The following is a 19,094-nucleotide window of genomic DNA, read 5'->3' on the forward strand; positions in this document are numbered from 1 at the left end:
CCGCCACACACGCGAGCAACTTGTTGCGAGTCGAGCGCCGCAGGCGCGTTGTGCTGGCGATTGTTAGAGCTCACAGCTTGATTATTGCCAACATATCTTCACCATCTTCATCCAAACCCACTTCCTGAAAGCCAAAACTTGAGTAAAAATCTTTGGCCACTGGGTTTTCAGGGTCATAGCAAATTTCTATTTCTTTTACTTTGTCGCAAGCTTTGATTTCATTTAAAGCCAAATTTAAAGCCGCTCTACCAATCCCTGCTTTTTGATAGCGCTGATCAACCATAAAACGCCAGATAGATACTTTCTCAGGCGTTTCAGATACCCACATAAAAAAACCTACAGGGATGTCGTTCTGGTATATTGCTCTGCAGGTATGGCCTTGGCAATAATGTGATTCAACTAGCGACCACATATTGCTGGCAACATACTCCTGCTGCTCATCTGTGACATCCAAGTCGCAAACCGCTTCATAATTTGAACTAGTAACTTCTTCCAGTGTGATACTCATGACTTTCCTTAGCTCTAACGCCAAGCTAAGCGGCGCGCGTTAGCGCGTCCTTGCTTGAGCGCCTTGTTAAGCGTCATTGCTCGGAAGGTGCAAGATTTCACCTATGAGCAGATACGTATTTAAAAATAAGGCTCTTGCTTCCTCTACAGTAACCTCATTGTGGACGCCAGTAGATACCCGGTCATAAAGGTTGGCCAAATTTTGGCGGAATCTCTTTTTCCTTGTATTGCTGTCGATCCGCTGATGAATATAGGCATTAATCCTGTTTTGGTGTCGATTAGCTGCCAATGACAGTTGATTGCCGCCAATTTCAATAGTTTCTTCTGATGGAGGGAAAATACTATCTGCGAAAGAATCTATAACTCTGCGACAAGTTGTAAGTGATTGACTTATTGCCTCTTGATCGCCTTCTGCTAGGCGGCTCATTACAGATGGAATTTGTTCAAGAACATCCCCACACGATTCAGCGATTAGGCTATCTACGTCGCTTTTGTATCTCTCAAAGATAGATTCGGACAAACTATCAAACTGCTTTTCGTAATATATTTCACTAACAAACGCGTGCAGTTGCGCCAAAACTCTGGTTCTAATTCCGCTCAATCTAGAAATGTTGTTGCTTGCCTGAGTCATTGCGTTGGTTACATTGGCAATTGCGACACTGGCCCATTCACCACTTGAGTCTGGAGTACGAAGTGCAGCGAGTTTTGCTTTCTCAGCTTCTATGGCTGCTTCTTGTTGGGCAAGCGGCCCCCAGTATCCAGTTTGTTTCTCCCTATTTAACCAACGACCTGTGATTCCCATATATTTTATTGATATTTCATTAGAGCCGTTATAGCCTCCCATTTCGAGCTTCAGCCAATAGCGGATTTCTTCAGAACCAACCCATCTAGCTAATCTTGATGCTTTTAAAATTAAGCTCTCTGCACTTGTACGACTTAGCTCAATGTCATCCAGAAGCTCTTTAGCCAATTCAAGAATGTGTTCTGATCTACTCTGGTCTGCCACGACCTCTCCTTTTGACGCTTAACGCTTATTGGGCGGAAAGATCCGTATTTAAACACGGAGTTTTCCGCTTTTGTAAATATAGTGTGATGACATTACATCGGTTATTGTTTAAGTACAATAGGTTATAGGTACAGCAGGTTTTGTGGTGGCGACAAATGCGGAAAGGTCAGTCTAACAACACTCACTCGGCAGTAGTGGTTTAATGCAGTGGCTTAATAAAGCCGCACTGCATTTAGCGCTTAAATTTAGTTTCTAAAATAACCGACGAGTTAGTGCGTTCTACGCCGTCTAAATTACCAATGTCGTCAAGAATATGGCTTAACTGCTCGGTACTTTGCGCTTGCACTATAGCAATGAGGTCGTATTCGCCGCTGATGGCATATAGTGCGGCGACTTGTGATATTTGCTTTAGCTCGATATTGGTTTTGGCGGTTAGCTTTTGCTTTACCTTAATACTTACGTGGGCTGATACCAAAGAGGCTAAATAGTCTTCACCGTAATCGACAGAATAGCCTTTAATTATGCCGCTTTGCTCTAGCTTGGCAATGCGGGTTTGCACGGTAGAGCGGGATAAATCTAGCATGCGGGCTAAATCTGAAATGCTGGCACGCGCTTGGTGTTTTAACACAGCTAATAGCTTTTCATCTTCCTTGCTTATCATTTTGATTAATCCTTACGTTAAATTGGCGTGCTTGCTAGCTAAATTGCTGATAATGATACTGCAATATGACAGCCCTGAGCAATATAATAGGGCACGTTTTTCGCGCCTGCCACTTATATAGATTGATAAAGGCTGGGCTCTTCCTACTGTAACAGTGAGGTATTTATGCAAGTTTCAAGAAGCTTATTCGACGAAGTAATGGTGCCCAATTATGCACCTTCAAAAATTATTCCAGTAAAAGGCCAAGGCTCACGCGTGTGGGATCAAAATGGCACTGAGTTTATCGACTTCGCCGGCGGCATCGCTGTTAACTGTTTAGGTCATTGTCACCCAGCATTAGTTGGCGCGTTAAAAGATCAAGCGGATAAAATTTGGCACTTATCTAACGTAATGACTAACGAGCCGGCATTGTTATTAGCTAAAGCGTTAGTAGACGCTACCTTTGCGGAAAAAGTGTACTTTGCTAACTCTGGCGCGGAAGCCAACGAAGCGGCGTTAAAGCTGGCCCGTCGTTATGCTAAAGACAAATACGGTGAGCAAAAAGATCAGATTATTTCATTTAAGCAAGGTTTTCACGGTCGTACCTTCTTTACTGTAACCGTAGGCGGTCAGTCTGCTTATTCTGATGGTTTTGGTCCTAAGCCTGAAGCTATAGTACACGCCGAGTTTAATAATCTGGCTAGCTTAAAAGCCATTATTAATGACAATACCTGTGCGGTAATGGTAGAGCCAATTCAAGGCGAGGGCGGGGTATTAGCCGCTACTGCCGAATTTATTAAAGGCGTGCGTGAGCTGTGTGATGCACACAATGCCTTACTTATTTTTGATGAAGTGCAAACGGGTGTTGGCCGTACTGGCGATTTGTACGCTTACATGGGTTATGGCGTAACGCCTGACATTTTAACTACCGCTAAAGCCTTAGGTGGCGGTTTCCCAATTGGTGCCATGTTAACCACTACTGACATTGCTAAGCATTTAGTGGTGGGTACGCACGGTTCTACTTATGGTGGTAACCCATTAGCCTGTGCGGTAGGCCTTGCTGCAGTAAATACGGTAAATACGCCTGAAGTATTAAATGGCGTAAAAGCTAAAGCGCAATTATTCCGCGACGGTTTAGAGAAAATTAATGCTAAGCACCATGTATTTGCTGAAGTGCGTTGCTACGGCTTGTTAATTGGTGCGGTATTAAAACCAGAATACAGCGGTAAAGCCCGCGACTTTATGGTTGCCGCGGCGGATCAAGGTTTAATGGCCTTAGTGGCTGGTACTAGTGTGGTGCGTTTTGCACCGTCGTTAGTTATACCCGATGCCGACATTGTTGAAGGCTTAGCCCGTTTTGAAACAGCGGTAGCTAACGTAGTAAAAGGTTAAACCATGTTAGTTATTCGGCCGATAAACGCCGCTGATTTTACCGCGCTTAAAACTATCGCTATTGAGTCAGGCGCGGGTTTTACCTCATTGCCGGTAAATGATGAGCGACTAAAGCAAAAAATTCAGCATGCTGAACATAGCTTTGCGGCCAAGGTGGAGCAACCTGGTGATCAAGGTTATCTGTTTGTGTTGGAAGATACACAAACAGGTGAAATTGTTGGTACCACAGGTATTGAAGCCGCGGTGGGCACTGGCACGCCGCTGTACCATTTTCAGCAGAATACGGTTATTCACCACAGCGCTGAGCTAAATGTGTTTAATCAGCTAAAAACACTAACGCTATGTAACGATTACACCGGTGCATCAGAAATTTGTACGCTGTTTTTACGCGAAGATTACCGCCGTAACCATGCTGGACGCTTTTTATCTAAAGTGCGATTTTTGTTTATGGCAGAGTATCCAGAGCGTTTTAGTGAGCGGGTTATTGCTGAAATGCGCGGTGTTGCTGATAAAGACGGCCAGCCACCATTTTGGCACTGGTTACAAAAGCTATTTTTAACTATCGATTTTACTACCGCCGATCATCTAATTGGCATTGGTAAAAAAGCCTTTATTGCTGAACTAATGCCACGCCACCCAATTTATGTGGGGTTGCTGCCAGAAAGTGCACAAGAGGTTATTGGCCAAGTGCATCAAAACACTAAGCCGGCGCTTAACTTATTAGAAAATGAAGGTTTTACTCATAAAGGCTATATCGATTTATTTGACGCTGGGCCAACGGTTGAAGCGCAACTTAAGCAAATTAAATCGGTAGCTGAAAGCAAAAAAGTGCCAGTGAAAATTGCCGCCGTGCAAGGCGAGCAAACTTTGGCGGTTGCCAATACCTCATTGCAGCAGTTTCGTGCCAGCTTTAGCACTGAAGCGCAGTATGACGCTGAGCAAGAGCTACTGTTGTTAAGTGCAGAATTTGCCGCTGCACTGCAGCTGCGCGATGGCGATATGGCAAGATTTATAGTTTTAGACAAGGCCTAACGGCCCAACAAGTAACAACTGATAAACGTAAAGGCGGATTTTAAATGCATACTGATGTAAAAGTGTTGTTTGCCAACTTATGGCAAGACTATGTAGCGGTAACTCCATCTGCCAAAAACGTGCACCGTTTATTAGGCAGTTCGCAGCAACAAGATATTATTAATGATCATATTGCGCTGCGCACGTTTAATTTAGAAAAAGTGGGCTTAGAAAAGTTAGCGGCGCATTTTAAAGCGCTGGGTTATGAAGAGTGCGGTGAATATCATTTTGAAGCAAAAAAGTTATATGCCAAGCATTATGAACATCCCGATCGCAGCCTACCTAAGGTGTTTATTTCTGAGTTATTGCTAGATAAATGTTCTGATTATTTGCGTGAAACTATCACGGCATTAGTTGAGCAAATTCCAGCAGAAGCCGTAACGGCAGATAATTTTTTATATAGCGGCACGCATTGGCAAGTAAGCCAAGCCACCTATGAAAAATTATTAGCCGAAAGCGAATACGCAGCTTGGGTATCAGCTTGGGGCTATCGCGCGAATCACTTTACCGTAAGCGTGAATGATTTAGAAAGCTATGACAGCTTAGAGCAAGTAAATAGTGCGCTAAAACAAGCGGGCTTCTTACTTAATACCTCAGGTGGCGAAATTAAAGGCACACCAGAGGTGTACCTTGAGCAAACCTCTACCTTGGCCGATTTGCATACTGTGCAATTTAGCGACTGCAGCGCAACTATTCCAAGTTGCTTTTATGAGTTTGCCCGTCGTTACCCCATGAGCAATGGTATGTTGTATACCGGTTTTGTTGCCGCATCAGCCGACAAAATTTTTGAAAGCACTAACGCGCGTTAATTGTTCAGCGGTTAATTAATGCAAAAGCCAGCAAGATATTGCTGGCTTTTTTGTTGTACTAGTAAAAACATTGACGTCATGTTATTAGTTCTACACTGTATTTTACTGAGTTACTCATAATAATGCGTGCAGGTTTCGCTGTTGGTTTCGTTTTTGTTGCTATGCATAGTGTTGCGGCAGAGCAGGTACGTTTTGATAAAGTAGACATACCCTTAGCGCACCCGGCCAATGGCAGTCTATTAGTTTTGCCGAAAAAACAACAATTGTTGGTATCAGGTTTTAACCAGTTTGAGCGTTGGTTAAGCCAGGTATCGCTTGCTGATTTTAGCGTGACGCCTATTGATATACCCAATAACGCACAATTTTTTTCTAGTGCCATTTTAGCGAATATTTCTGCTGAGCAGTTGGTGTTTCTTACAACCGATGGCGTAAGCTTGCGGGCGGAAAATGGAGCCATTAAACCTCTAGTAACCAGCAGTTCGTTATACCGAGTTTTAGACCCAAGCCGTTTGCGTGAGCATAATTTTGTTATTCATTTGGGCTCTGAATTAAGTGATTTTTTAATACCCGATTTTAATCATTTACAGTTATATCGGCAGCAGCCCGATGGCCAGTTTGTGCACTATGCGCTTAAAACGCCAGCCTTACTGGAAAGCTGGAATAAAGGCCTAAATTATCAAGCCCGTCCTTACTATCTGCTAGATACCAATATGGACGGCTTACTCGATATCGTCGTAGTGCAACAAGGCCAGTTTTATGCTTTTTTGCAACAGTCTGATGGGGCGTTTTTAACCGACGCCCAGGCCTTAGCTTGGCCGGTAAGTTTATCGACAGAGCAGCAAAGCGATCAACGTAACGATGCAGGTAGTACCTATGCTGGTAAGCACATTGATAGCTTAAATAAAATTACTGATATTGATGGCGATGGCGTGTTGGATATTGTGGTTAATCGTGAGCAGTTTATTGATGCGTTAGAGCGCAAGAATAGCTTTCGCGTACATTTTGGCGAAAAAACTGCAACAGGCCTTAGGTTTTCAGCACAACCTGACACCACTATTAATACGGATTCATCACCATTAGAGGTAAGAATTGGTGATATTAATGGTGACGGTAAACAAGATTTTTATATTACCAGCACCCATTTTGGCGTAGGCACTATTATTCGAGTGCTACTGCGCGGCAGCGCGAATTTAGATGTCGATTTTTATTTATTAGATGAACAGCGCCGTTACAAAACTAAAGCTGACTTTCGCCAACGCGCAACTATTGACGTTAGTATTGGTAACTTTCGTTTTGATATGCCATTGCTGCAACTGACAGATTTACATAATGACGGAAAAAGCAGTTTGCTCATTGGTGATGGCTTAACTAAATTGAAATTTTATTTACCTGATAACAAACGTTTATTTCAACGCAGCAGCGTCGAGCTAAGTGTTGATTTGCCGCGTGATGCTAAGCAAGTAAAGGTTGTTGATGTAAACAATGATAATAAACAAGATATTATTTTACCCTTCTCAGGCCAAGATAATGAGCAACAAGGCAATCGGCTTATATTATTGTTAAATAGCACCTCTGACAAAAGCTAATACCCATAATAAAAAAAGCTAACCGCAGGTGGTTAGCTTTTTTGTTAGGAAATGCCGTTAGTTATTTTTCAAAGAAAAATGCTTGGCGTTTTTTGTTACGAAGGCCTATTTCATCTAAGGTGTTGGCGTCAAATAACCGACCATTGACCATAGTATGGCTTACCTTATCGCTAACCCTAATATCAGTTAGTGGGTTGCCATCAATAACAATTAAATCGGCGAGTTTACCGGCCTCAAGGCTGCCTAGCTGATGGTCCATACCAAAGGTTTTTGCTGGGTTGATAGTGGCGGTTTTAAGCGCTTCTAGTGGGCTCATGCCACCTTGAGCAAACATCCATATTTCCCAATGCACACCTAAACCGTCACGCTGACCGTGGGCACCAATATTAGTTACGACGCCTAAGTCCGACAATTCCTTGGCTACTTTAGCGACCGAGAAATGATTGTAATGATTATCTGGCGCCTTAGGTCGGCGCATACTACGAGCGGCGAGCTGATCACGAGGTACTAGATTTTGTAACTTAGGGTGCTTCCACACTTCAGTTTTATCATACCAGTAGTTTTCGCCCCAAATACCGCCATAGGCGACAATTAATGTTGGCGTATACGCAGTTTTACTGGCTTGCCACAGCTGCTTTATATCATCATAAATTGCTGCTGCCGGTAATGAATGTTCAACGGTAGTGTGGCCATCAACAACCATGCTCAGGTTATGTTGCATTAATGAACCGCCTTCTGGCACCACCATCATATCCAGCTCACGCGCGGCTTGAATCACTTGTTGACGCTGGTTTCGTCGTGGCTGGTTATAGCTTTTTACACTAAATGCGCCAACTTTCTTTAAACGTTCTAAATGAAATTTAGCGTCATCTAGGCTATCAATATGCGAGGTATAACCGGCACCTTCGGCGCCATATAATATTGTGCCGGTAGAGAAAAGACGTGGTCCGGCAATAATGCCGGCCTTTTGCATTTCGCTAGCGGTAAATATTTCACGGCTATCATTAGACGGATCATGCGATGCGGTAACACCAAATGCTAACGCAACGTAGTTTTGCCAGTTTTGTTGTGGTATTAACTGGTTGCTACCTTGCGAGCCATGTGCGTGAGCATCAAAAAAGCCTGGCATAATGGTTTTGCCACTTATATCCATTACTTTTGCATTGCTTGGCACCACAACGTCGCCACGCTTTCCTACGGCTTTAATTTTATTGTTTTCTACTATGACTATACCATCTTGAATAACGTCGTCGCCATTCATGGTGATGACCTGACCGCCAACAAAAGCAACTACGCCATTTGGTATATCGGCAGGCACACTAAAGCCTAAATTAACGCCATTTTTTGCGGCAAAATCGGTTTTGTCAGTAAAGTCGAATAAGCCTTCAATACTAGTATGGTATAGCTCAGGGCCAAGGCTCCAGTATAGATTGCGGCTATTGCTGCTCCAGCTAAGGTATTCACCAGCGCGCACTGACAGTTGTTTAACCGGAAATTGCTTATCGTTACCGCTAATATCAATGGCGCTGCCACGCTCAGTAAAAGGCGTAACAAACACTTTAAACCGATCGGCAAAGGCTAAATATTTGCCATCAGGAGATAGTTTAAATTCAGTGCCAAATTTGGCGGTGTATAAAGTTTGTTGTGTTAGCTTGGTAAGGTCAATGCGAATTAAACTCGGTGCTGAGCCGTAATTCATGGCATAAACGGCATTGCTTTGCGCACCAAACATTGGGTTATAGCCATTACGGCTAATCAGCTCTGGTGTACCACCATTACTACTGATTTTATATAAACCGGTATTTAACGACCATTGTTTTGCTAATAAACCACCTGGCCCGGTTTTACGGTAAACCACGGTTTTTCCATCTGGGCTAAATACCGGCTCAACGTATTTGCCTGGCTCGTTGGTTAGCTTAGTGATGCGGCCATTGCGTAAGTTAAGTAGATTTACCGCACCTTGTTCATTGTCATTCCAACTAACGAAAACCAATTGTTTGCCATCACGCGAAAACTGCGGATAAAACTCAAAATCGCTACTTTGTTTGGTTAAGCGTCTAGGTTTAGGGTTGTCGATATCGGTAATATATAACTGGCCTAGTGCGCTAAACACCGCTTGTTTGCCATCGGGTGATACCTGAACAAAGCGCAGCATTTTGCTATCAACTTGGGTTTTATCTAGGTCTTGCTTAACGCGTACCGCTGTTTGAATTTGCTTATCAGTATTAACGCTAAACGGAATGGTCGTAACCTTTTTATCCGCTAGTTTTAGCTGCTTAATTTCGCCGCCAGCCCAAAATAATAAGGCCTTATTGTCTTTGGTCCAGCTTAGGCTAGGGTACACACCATGAATAGCCCAGGTTTCTTGCATGTCACGGTCTAAACCGTCATACAGCTTAATATGTTCGCCACTGGTTAAGTCATATAAAAACAGTGTGCTTTGAAAATCTACCCGACGAATATAAGCGAGGTATTTACCATCGGGTGAGGGAGTTGGGCGAATTGCACCACCTTCGCCATCTAGTATTACATCCCACTTTCCGGTTTCACGCTCAAAACGTTTTATTTTATAAATACCGCTTTCTGAGTCTTTGCTGTAATGAAAGGTTTTACCCGGTGTGTCGTCTTGTGAAAAGTAAACATATTTACCATCTGGCGAAAACGCTGGTTCGCCTAAATCTTTCTGATCATTATCTCGACTGGTAAGCATAATGCCTGTGCCACCGGTTTTGTGATATTGCCAAATTTCGCCGGCACCGAGTGAACGACTCGCAGTAAAGTGCTTACGCGCGACCAAAAACTCGCCATCTGGGCTCCAAGCTGGGCTATTTAATAAACGAAAGGTTTCGTTAGTGACAGCTCGAGGCGCTGAACCATCAGCATTCATTAGCCAAATGTTATCGCCACCACCTTCATCATTGGTATAGGCAATGTGTTTGCCATCAGGGCTAAAGGTCGGCTGCATTTGCCAACCAATATCCGAGGTTAACCGTGTTGCGCTACCCCCGGTAATTGGCATGGTATAAATATCACCTAATAGATCAAAGGCAATGGTTTTGCCATCAGGGCTAACGGCAATATTCATCCAACTACCTTGAGATACGTTGATGTTTACCGTTTCAAATTGCCCTTGGGGCGCATTAACATCCCAAGCTGGTGCTTTATCTGTTTCTGCGTGTAGAAAAAAACTGCTAATAGCCAATGCCAGCAGTGACGGCGCAAATGGTTTCATAGATCTATTCCCGTATGTTCTAATATTATTTTAGTTATCATTTATATGCAGCTAACTCAGAGTGACATAAACTGACAACAGAGTTAAGTTATTCAAAGCGGCTTGCGTTAGAAGCATAGTAATAGTCGATAAGTTTAGGAGAGCGCTGTGATTGAGTCACCTTGTGTCGCTTGTTGTCGGCTTAACAGCGATAAATTTTGTGTCGGCTGTTATCGGCATATTACGGAAATCGTCGGCTGGGGTAGGCGGCCTGATGACGAAAACCTACTGATTTTAGAAAAAATTATTGAGAGAAAACAAGACCCTATGTTACAAAATATACCTGATGCGAAAACCAGCCCAATTACGCAAGCTGAATGGCAAGCCGCTAAATTGCAAATCAGTTTATTAAAAGGATAGTGTATGTTGGACTGGCAGTTAATTTTTAGTATTCATCCTTTTAGTTGGACGGCTCTTGGTGCAGCATTAGTCAGTGGTTTTATTATCGGAATTGAGCGGCAACTGCGCGGTAAACCGGCCGGCATTCGTACCTCTATTCTTATTGTTATGGGCACTTATGTGTTTATTGCTGCTTCTATGTCTATTAACAGTGAGATGACTGATCCGTCACGTATTATTGGTCAGGTTATAACCGGCGTTGGCTTTTTAGGCGCAGGGGTAATGTTAGCCAGAGACGGCATGGTGCTTGGTGTAACATCGGCAGCAACAATATGGGTGCTGGCCGCGATAGGCGTAAGTATTGGTATTGGTTTTGAGCTAGTGGGAATAAAACTCTCGATATTGGTGGTAGGTGTACTTACGGGCATTGATTTACTAGAGAATTCTTCATCAGCACTGCGTCGTGGTGTACATCGCACCTATAGTGAATGGCTAAACGGCAGCTATGGAGGTTTATTTAACCGACGCAAGAGTGACAAGCCGAAACCTCAGGATATTGATGATCCACATTAACTCAGCAGCAACGGTATTAGGTTAGTATATTGAATTGATATAAAAGGGAACGGTAATAAATGCTTGAAGCGGTCTGGATAGGTTTTGCTTTTTCTCTTGGTTTATTGGTCCGAGCTATAGGTTTACCGCCACTAATCGGTTATTTGATAGCAGGCTTTGTCATATCGGCTACTTCTGCCGATTTAAATTACCCGTCTGAGGGTAACGACATTATTCATCACGTTGCGCATTTAGGTGTGTTGCTACTGCTATTTACTGTGGGTTTAAAGCTTAATGTCCGCAGTTTAGGTAAGTCTGAAGTGCTGGGTACTAGCATGCTGCATTTCGGGTTATCAATAGTTTTAACTTTACCCGCAGCACTGTTTATTTTTGATGTTAGCCTATATCAGGCATTATTACTGGCGGTAGCCTTAGCGTTCTCTAGCACGGTGTTAGCAGCCAAAGTGTTGGAAGGTAAACGAGAAATACGCGCCTTTCATGGCCGAGTTGCCATCGGCATTTTAATTATGCAAGATTTACTAGCATTATTAGTAATGAGCATTGCTAACGGCACTGCGCCTTCACCTTGGGCGTTACTGGTGTTTTTATTACCTTTGCTGCGGCCAGTGTTATATAAATTGCTTGATGTTAGCGGCCATGAAGATTTACTTATTTTGTTTGGTTTAATGCTGGCATTAGTGGTTGGCGGCCAAGGCTTTGAAATGGTTGGTTTAAGCTCTGAGCTTGGTGCTTTGGTGTTTGGCGCAATATTGGCAAAACATCCCCGTGCAGGCGAGCTGGCGAAATCATTATGGAGTATTAAAGAGTTTTTCTTAGTTGGGTTTTTTCTACAAATTGGTATTGATGGTTTACCCGATGCCAATGCATGGCTATTTGCCGGTGTTATGTCGCTATTGTTACCGATAAAAGCACTACTGTTTTTCTTGTTATTGGTGTTTTTTAAACTTCGGGCACGTAGTGCATTTTTAGCCAGTTTAAGCCTAACTAATTACAGTGAGTTTGGTCTTATTGTTGCTAGCGTGGTGTTGCCGCAGTGGCTAATTCCGTTGGCGTTAACGGTTGCTATCTCTTTTGTTATTTCAGCGCCACTAAACCGCTTTGCCCATCCGTTATATGACCGGTTATGTAATAGGTTATTAAAGTTCGAACGCAATATTCATCACCCTGATGAGCAACCTATATCTCTAGGCGAAGCAGAAATACTCATTATGGGCATGGGCCGTACGGGTAATGCGGCTTATCATTATCTTGAAGATAAGCGTAATATTATTGCTATGGATTCAGATCCAGCTAAAGTGCTGGAACATAAAAGTAAGGGTATTAATATATTTTATGCTGACGCAGAAGATCAGATATTTTGGCAGGGCTTAAACTTTGGTGCTGTTGAAGCCGTCATTTTGAGTATGAATGATGTTGAGGCAAAAATGATTGCTGCGAGAAAATTGCGTGATGCTGGTTTTAAAGGCTTTATTGTTTCGCATAGTATGCATGATGATGAAGCGCGAGATATTATTGCTGCTGGTGCAGACCAAACCTATTTAACCATGTCAGAAGCGGGTGTGGGTATTGCCGAACACGTAAAACAACATTGCTTTAATAAAAGTGCATAGTTAGTCATAAAGCAGAAACAAACAAGGCGCCATTAGGCGCCTTGTTTTATATATTCAGCGTATTAGCTAGCGCTACGCTCTTTGATGGCAGCGATAATAGGTGATGCACCAAAGCCATTGCTTGCTGCCCATTCAACGTCACCTGACGCAGCAACTTGGCTACCAGGTAATTGGCTGATAATAAAGCCAGCAGCATCTGCAGCATTATGCTTAATAGCATGACGAACTAATGGTAAACCATCACAAACGATACCGTCATACACGTTACGTAAACGTAAGCGGTTATCCGCTAAGGTTTTACGCAGGTTGTTTTTGCTATCAGCGGCTACATAAGAACAAATAGATTGTGCCAGCTGTTCGTCAGCTGCAACTGGAGTGCTGATAAATGAAGTTGCTGCGATGATCGTAGCTAAAGAAAGTAATTTTGCGTTCATAGTCGTGCTCCAAAATGAGTTATTTCACAATCAATAATTAAGTAATTTCAATTATTTAAAGTACTTATCGCGAAAGGACATGCAGCATGTCGAGTAACTCTGACGGAGCAGAATAAACATCGCATTTGCGACGGCAGCCCAGCTATCGTAGATGCCATACTATGGCAACCCTTAGACCTGAAGCTTTGCGTGTACACCCTTTCGGATGACTTGCCTTTCGATTGTTAACATTTTAAATAGTGCCGGTTTTTTATGCAAGCTTAATTTTATTATTAAGCGGTTAATACCTCAAAAGCGTAGATAGTTTACATATAGTCGTTATAAATACTTCATTTAACGCTACAATTAACCGCAACGCAGCATTTAGATAGTAAATACACTATTTGTTATCGCTAAATTTGGAGTACTTATGATCGTTACCTTTAAAACTAAAGCCAGTGGTAATTTAATTTATTTTAAAGATGTGGCTATTAAGCTACTAGCGTTAATGGGAAGAGATGACAAAGTACCTTCTGCGCTGTTTGCTGAGGATGTAGCTGCGGCTCTGGCTAAACTACAACACGGGCTAGCCGAGATAGCACGAGAAGAACAAGAAAAAGTAAAACAAAATGAAAATTTGGCGGAACAGCGGGTATCCTCGGCTACAACAAAAGCCTACATTAGTTTAAATGTGCGCGCTGAACCCTTGCTTGAGATGCTACAAAAGGCCGTAAAAAAACAGTGTCCAGTACAATGGGAGTAAAAGTTAAACGGGTAACGCTACATTAGTGCTACCCGTTTTTATTAAGATAAACTTATAGAGTTAAGGCTTTTTTACCCACTTGCCATCAAGTAAAATAAAGTGTCCAGAGTTAGTGCGTTCTATCGCTTTTTTACCGGCCATGGCTTCTACATCGGCTACGGCAATATTATTTTGCTGAGCTAGGCGGCTATATTCAGCGCGTCTTGCATCGTTAATTAATTTAACGATGTCGTTGGCATCCGCATTCGATGTCACTGCACCTAGGTAGCCGTTAGCTTGTTCACCAACTAAACCTTGAGCTTTCGCTTGCCCCAACGTTGCCATAGCCTGCTGCAAATTCATGGCTAGCACCGGCAAGCTAAGTGCAAACAGGGCCGGTAACAACAGCATTTTTACTTTAGTCATTAATTTCATCTTGGGCTCCTTAGAATAAACCGCTGTCGTCGCTGAACAATTCATCTAATTGTTTATCGACTTTAATAAAAATTTCGTGCTGAATTTTAACATTCAAATTAATGTTAATCGGCTCGGATGGCAGCGCTACTTGCACCTTAGGTGTGCAGGCGCCAAGTAGCAGTACCAGCATGGCTGAGGCTGTTAATTGTTGGATCATGGTTTAGCTCCATTAGCGCGGTTTGCGCTTGATTGTTGTATGCGTTGCTGTACCCGTTGCTTAATTTTGTCGCTGATTTTGCTACTTAATTGCAAACTGGTGATCAATGCGGGTATATCTTCCTCTAAATTTATATTGAGGTTTATCGCTCTACCACCTTCCAACGCAGGGTTACTGCCTTGCAAGTTAAGCGTTAATATAAGTTGGCCTTGATTGTTATAGCTTACATCACTGGCCAGCACTGAGTAATGAAAATCGTTTAATGCATCTAATACTACCTTCATGCCTGAATTACCTGCCGCCATGTTTTCTGCGCCAGTAGGGCGGTATTGTAGTTCTCCACCTGGGCTTTCTGCGGCAATATGACCATTTTTTATGGTTGCGCCACTGCGATTAATAAGTAAGGGAACAGTACCTGAGATACGGCCATTACCGGTTAAATCGGTAGTGGGGTGTTGTTGCAGTAACTTAGCTAGGTTGATCTGGCTTAACTGCAATATCACTTCTTGTTGCTCTTTCGTTAGGTCAAGAGTTACTGGCTGCACCGTTATTTGGCCGCCCATGGCTTGTAATAGCAGCTGAGTAACGGTCAATTTACCGGCGACGGGGGCACTAGCTAAGGCATGGTATTGAGCCGCTAATTTTAATGGGCCAACGACTACCCCGTGATCTATTTCTTTTAATGTCGTGTTTTCGGTAGTAAGCGTGATTTCATTGGCATCGTAGTTTAGATTAAGCTCGGCTGATAAGTCTTTAAATAAGCTGCGATCATAAATACCACTTATACCGGATAAATTAAGGTTAGCTTGGGCCTTTAAAGAGTCAGTATAGTGAAGACTACCGCTAGCATTCATTCGCCCTCGGCTAAACTCTAATAACGCTGGCCAACTGGTAAAAGAGGCCATTAACGGGTTACCCGCCAATAAAAACATCTCATCAAGTTGCCAGTTAAGTTCTAACTGCTTATTTTGATACTCTAGTTGATGATTAATACCTAAATTAGCATGGTTGCTAAGTGCGCCGTTAACCGTTAATGCATGTTGCGATGCAGTAGTAAGGTCTAATTTACCGCTAATATCCGCTTGCCACTGCCAGCTTTGTGTTAATAACTCTGTCTGCTTAATACTGCCTAATGTCAGCGCGATCTGGCTTTTAAAATCGATACGGTGAAATTGACTATCACCATTGAATTTGCTTGGTGATATATCTAACTGGATTGTTTTAGCACTGATATCGTTGACACTCAGGTGTTGTAAAATGAGCTGAGCAGTTTTTATATCAAGTTGCCAGCTATCGTCTAACCAATTGGCAGTAAACTGACTGTGTAAGCTGAGTTGTTCCAGCCTAGTTTGTGGTGTAGGGGTAAATGTTTGCTGCTGCAGCGCTAGCTCACTGTGTTGCAGCGTTGCACTTAGCGGCGGTATAAGGTTAATTATTGCAGCACTATTAAACGAAATATTAGTGGCGCCTTGTGAGCTAATACTCACCTGTACTGGCAACGCCGTGAATTGTGGCTTAGTTTTACCATCGGCATAAAGCCTAATATTAACAATGTCAGCTTGTATACCTTTTTGTTGCAAGGCATCAGGCAGTATTGGCTGCAGCAGTGCAAGCTCGCTGTTTAATTTATAAAGGCTTAGTTCACCATCACTTAACCCTATTTCTAGTTGCAGCTGACCTTGTAATTGACCAATGCCTGGCACTGACAGCGGTGAGGGTAAATGAAGGGTTAGTTGTCCGTTACCACTAGCTTGTTGGCTAATACTGATTAAATCGAGTTGCTTAGGTAAATCAAACTGCCAATCACTGTTGAGTGTTACCGGAGCAGTAAATTGTGCAACGGCATCCGCGGGTAATTCGAGTTGCCAAGCGCTAATTTGTTGTAATAACCATGGAGATGGCGGGGCTATTTGCAGCGTTATATTGCCGCTTGTATGCAACAGCTCTGGTTGTTTACCAACTTGTTGGCTCAAGGTTTGTGCTAAATTTAGGCTAATACTATCATCAAACGTTAATTGGCTATTAAGTAAGGGTAGGCCTTGTACGGTTTGGTAATCACCTTGCAGGTTTAACCTTAGTATGTCCGCATTAGCAGCGTCATAACCATACAACTGATAACGTAAATGTTGCTCTGCTATTTGTAGCTGCGCAGCTAATAGATAATCGCACTGGCCTGCTGGGCAAGGTAGGCTGAGCATCAGTTGCTTTATATCTATTTGCTTCGGGAACTGAGTTGGTATTTGCCAGTTGCTTGGCAAGCTATAGTTTAGTTCTGCTAGTGGGTCTTTATCTGGTGCCGAGCGCGGCCACTGTGTAAGTATTACTTTGCCACTGCCAAGGCTAATCTGTTGCAGAGTAGGGCGAAATAACGACGGAAAATGCCAACGTATTACAAGATCATTAAGTTCAGCTTTTACTGCAGGTTGTTCTAGCTCAAAGCTTAAATGCTTAAGTTGCAGTTGATGTAGGCTAAGGGTTTTTATGCCAAATTGCAGGTTATGTATGGCTAAAGTCTGCAGTGTTTTTTGCCAATACCAGTAGCCTGCAGAAAAAAGCAGTACAACGAGTATTAACATTGTTAGCAGTACTTTAGGCCAGTGACGCATTGAATATCCTTAATTTACTTCAGCAGACACTACGCTGAACTGACTGAATAGCTTATGAATAATTGAGACCAATAGAAAGGGTAGCCTAAGCTACCCTATACAACAATAACAGCTGTTATTGCTTATTTACGAGCATTCGCTGAGGTATCACGCAGTGCGCGAAACTCATTGGTTTTGTTCCAATTTGGCCATTCGCGGCTATTTGCCAACTCATTACCCACTTGGTAGAACAGGAATAAATCTTGTTGTGCACCACGTAAATCCCAGTTGTCGTCCCACTCGTCGGTTACTTTGTGGTAGCAGCATTTATTGTATTCAGCACTTTGCGCTTTACCCCATTCGATACCTTTTTCAAAGTGATCGTTGCCGCCTTTAGCGTACAGTATAGGTACACCTTTTTTCGATAGGTTAAAATGGTCCGAACGATAGGCTGTGCCTGCCGCAGGGTTTGGCTCACGCACGGCATAACGGCCTTGTTGTTTAGTATATTTGATTAAAATATCCTCGGCATTATTATTACCAAGACCAACCACCACCATATCTTTCATTGGGCCATATACGTTCATCACGTCCATGTTAATGCCCACTACCGTTTTCTCTAATGGGAATACTGGGTTAGCGGCATACCACGCCGAGCCTAATAGGCCGCGCTCTTCTGCCGTTACCGCAACAAATACAACTGAACGTTCTGGTTGTTTTTGTTGGGTAAAGTACTCTGCGAGTGCTAATAAGCCGCCCGTACCAGAGGCGTTATCTTGTGCGCCGTTAAATACTTTGTTACTTGGGTTGGAAAAATCCATACCTAGATGATCCCAGTGCGCCATATAAAGCACGTATTCATCGGGATATTTGCTACCTTCGATATAACCCACTACGTTGCTTGAGGTAAGTTCACGTAGATTGTTTTTTACACTAATTGATGCAGTTGCATCTAAGGCCACGGCTTTGAAATCTTTTTCTAGTGCTTTTTTATGCATTGTTGCTAAGTCGGTACCGATATGTGCAAGTAGCTTTTCGGCTGACTCAGTGGTGATCCAACCTTCAACCTTGGCTAAATCGGCGTTTTTATTTTCATTAACCAAGTCAAATTTAATTGGCGAGCCGTGTGCAACCACACCCCAACCATAACTGGCGGCGTCGGTTTCATGAATAATTAATGCCATTGCCGCACCTTGACGTGCTGCTTCTTCATATTTATAGGTCCAGCGGCCGTAATAGGTCATGGCATCGCCATTAAATAATGCGGGATCTTTAGTTGCAAAGCCTGGATCGTTAACAAACATCACCACGGTTTTGCCTTTTACGTCTAAACCTTCGTAGTCGTTCCAATTGTATTCTGGCGCAACAATACCATAACCAACAAAGACCATTTCGCTGTCGGTTACTTCAACTTGCTCGGTAACTTGCTTAGTCCAGGCGGTCATATCATCGCGGTAATTAAACTGCGCCGGCAAGTTTTTACCTTTTAACGTCATTGCTGATACTTGAGTCGGATCAATTTGCACTAAAGAAACAGGTTGTTTATAGCTGTCACCATTAATTGGCTTTAAGCCAATACGACGAAAGTTATCTTCTAAAAAAGCGACAGTTAGCTCTTCGCCTTTAGTTGCTGGCGCGCGGCCTTGAAACTCGTCAGATGATAAGGTTTTAATATATTCACCTAACCGCGGGTTAACCTCGGTTATTTTAAATTCATTTTGCAATTCAACCGCAGGCTTGACTTGAGCCGTTGTTGTATCTGCTGGTTGCTTTGAGCAGGCACTAAGTAGCGCACCTGCCGCCAGTAAACTGGCAAGCGTGGTAAACCTGGAAAGGGTTGTCATGGTTACTCCGTAGTTTTTATCGTTATATGTTTAGCTATTTAGTGCCGCTGTCACGGCAGCTGTTGTAAAAAC

Annotated in this window: 17 protein-coding genes, 1 pseudogene and 1 riboswitch; of the genes and pseudogenes, 9 read left to right on the forward strand and 9 right to left on the reverse strand. The window is 43.0% G+C overall.

The window, feature by feature from the left end; all coding sequences use genetic code 11:
* Positions 1-70: 70 nt before the first annotated feature.
* The 3 genes from MN199_RS05120 to MN199_RS05130 form a co-directional block, all read right to left on the reverse strand.
* On the reverse strand, positions 71-508 hold the full coding sequence (locus MN199_RS05120) for a GNAT family N-acetyltransferase (protein ID WP_132581118.1): 438 nt from the start codon (positions 506-508) through the stop codon (positions 71-73).
* 66 nt (positions 509-574) lie between these two features.
* Positions 575-1,513 carry an AbiTii domain-containing protein gene (locus MN199_RS05125; RefSeq protein ID WP_335738629.1) on the reverse strand — a complete coding sequence of 313 codons (939 nt, stop codon included), beginning with the start codon at positions 1,511-1,513 and terminating at the stop codon, positions 575-577.
* A gap of 232 nt (positions 1,514-1,745) precedes the next feature.
* The gene (locus tag MN199_RS05130) at positions 1,746-2,174 is read right to left on the reverse strand and encodes an Lrp/AsnC family transcriptional regulator (RefSeq protein ID WP_132583013.1); all 429 of its coding nucleotides are present in this window, start codon (positions 2,172-2,174) and stop codon (positions 1,746-1,748) included.
* 165 nt (positions 2,175-2,339) lie between these two features.
* Between MN199_RS05130 and MN199_RS05135 the strand changes: the two genes are divergently transcribed.
* The 4 genes from MN199_RS05135 to MN199_RS05150 all read left to right on the forward strand — a co-directional run bounded on the left by MN199_RS05135 (position 2,340) and on the right by MN199_RS05150 (position 7,011).
* Positions 2,340-3,545: an aspartate aminotransferase family protein gene (locus tag MN199_RS05135; RefSeq protein WP_335738630.1), complete on the forward strand. Its 1,206-nt coding sequence runs from the start codon at positions 2,340-2,342 to the stop codon at positions 3,543-3,545.
* A 3-nt stretch (positions 3,546-3,548) separates the two neighbouring features.
* Positions 3,549-4,577, forward strand: a complete 1,029-nt coding sequence (gene astA, locus MN199_RS05140) for an arginine N-succinyltransferase (RefSeq protein ID WP_335738631.1) — start codon at positions 3,549-3,551, stop codon at positions 4,575-4,577.
* A 44-nt stretch (positions 4,578-4,621) separates the two neighbouring features.
* Positions 4,622-5,425 (forward strand): DUF1338 domain-containing protein, encoded by an 804-nt coding sequence (locus MN199_RS05145; RefSeq protein ID WP_335738632.1) that lies wholly within the window; start codon positions 4,622-4,624, stop codon positions 5,423-5,425.
* Between the two features lie 122 nt (positions 5,426-5,547).
* On the forward strand, positions 5,548-7,011 hold the full coding sequence (locus tag MN199_RS05150; RefSeq protein ID WP_335738633.1) for an FG-GAP repeat domain-containing protein: 1,464 nt from the start codon (positions 5,548-5,550) through the stop codon (positions 7,009-7,011).
* A gap of 61 nt (positions 7,012-7,072) precedes the next feature.
* Here MN199_RS05150 and MN199_RS05155 read toward each other — a convergent pair whose 3' ends face one another.
* On the reverse strand, positions 7,073-10,243 hold the full coding sequence (locus MN199_RS05155) for an amidohydrolase family protein (protein WP_335738634.1): 3,171 nt from the start codon (positions 10,241-10,243) through the stop codon (positions 7,073-7,075).
* A gap of 147 nt (positions 10,244-10,390) precedes the next feature.
* On the opposite strand from MN199_RS05155, the gene MN199_RS05160 reads away from it, so the two are divergent.
* The 4 genes and pseudogenes from MN199_RS05160 (at position 10,391) to MN199_RS14770 (ending at position 12,804) form a co-directional block, all read left to right on the forward strand.
* Positions 10,391-10,642, forward strand: a complete 252-nt coding sequence (locus MN199_RS05160; RefSeq protein WP_132583023.1) for a DUF1289 domain-containing protein — start codon at positions 10,391-10,393, stop codon at positions 10,640-10,642.
* Between the two features lie 3 nt (positions 10,643-10,645).
* A complete protein-coding gene (locus MN199_RS05165) occupies positions 10,646-11,194 on the forward strand; it encodes an MgtC/SapB family protein (protein WP_132583025.1) in 549 nt (182 codons plus the stop codon).
* Positions 11,195-11,253: 59 nt separating this feature from the next.
* A pseudogene (locus MN199_RS14765) lies at positions 11,254-12,249 on the forward strand (cation:proton antiporter domain-containing protein); the annotation flags it as partial.
* Positions 12,250-12,402: 153 nt separating this feature from the next.
* Entirely contained in the window at positions 12,403-12,804 is a 402-nt protein-coding gene (locus tag MN199_RS14770) for an NAD-binding protein (protein ID WP_418338074.1), read from the forward strand.
* Between the two features lie 62 nt (positions 12,805-12,866).
* Here the strand turns inward: MN199_RS14770 and MN199_RS05175 are convergent, their stop codons facing one another.
* Entirely contained in the window at positions 12,867-13,238 is a 372-nt protein-coding gene (locus MN199_RS05175; RefSeq protein ID WP_335738636.1) for a DUF3718 domain-containing protein, read from the reverse strand.
* 129 nt (positions 13,239-13,367) lie between these two features.
* Positions 13,368-13,463, reverse strand: a riboswitch (cyclic di-GMP riboswitch).
* Positions 13,464-13,647: 184 nt separating this feature from the next.
* On the opposite strand from MN199_RS05175, the gene MN199_RS05180 reads away from it, so the two are divergent.
* Positions 13,648-13,980, forward strand: coding sequence for a DUF1840 domain-containing protein (locus MN199_RS05180; protein ID WP_132583031.1), 333 nt, complete (start codon positions 13,648-13,650; stop codon positions 13,978-13,980).
* Positions 13,981-14,040: 60 nt separating this feature from the next.
* Here the strand turns inward: MN199_RS05180 and MN199_RS05185 are convergent, their stop codons facing one another.
* From MN199_RS05185 to MN199_RS05200, 4 genes are all read right to left on the reverse strand, one after another.
* Positions 14,041-14,394, reverse strand: a complete 354-nt coding sequence (locus MN199_RS05185; protein WP_132583033.1) for a YdbL family probable chaperone protein — start codon at positions 14,392-14,394, stop codon at positions 14,041-14,043.
* Between the two features lie 10 nt (positions 14,395-14,404).
* Positions 14,405-14,593, reverse strand: a complete 189-nt coding sequence (locus MN199_RS05190; RefSeq protein WP_132583035.1) for a YnbE family lipoprotein — start codon at positions 14,591-14,593, stop codon at positions 14,405-14,407.
* Positions 14,590-17,199 (reverse strand): intermembrane phospholipid transport YdbH family protein, encoded by a 2,610-nt coding sequence (locus MN199_RS05195; RefSeq protein WP_335738637.1) that lies wholly within the window; start codon positions 17,197-17,199, stop codon positions 14,590-14,592. The genes MN199_RS05190 and MN199_RS05195 overlap by 4 nt, the downstream gene beginning before the upstream one ends.
* A gap of 122 nt (positions 17,200-17,321) precedes the next feature.
* Positions 17,322-19,022, reverse strand: a complete 1,701-nt coding sequence (locus MN199_RS05200; RefSeq protein ID WP_132583039.1) for a M28 family metallopeptidase — start codon at positions 19,020-19,022, stop codon at positions 17,322-17,324.
* Between the last annotated feature and the right edge of the window lie 72 nt (positions 19,023-19,094).

This window comes from Rheinheimera metallidurans, assembly GCF_036983985.1.
GTDB lineage: Bacteria > Pseudomonadota > Gammaproteobacteria > Enterobacterales > Alteromonadaceae > Alishewanella > Alishewanella metallidurans.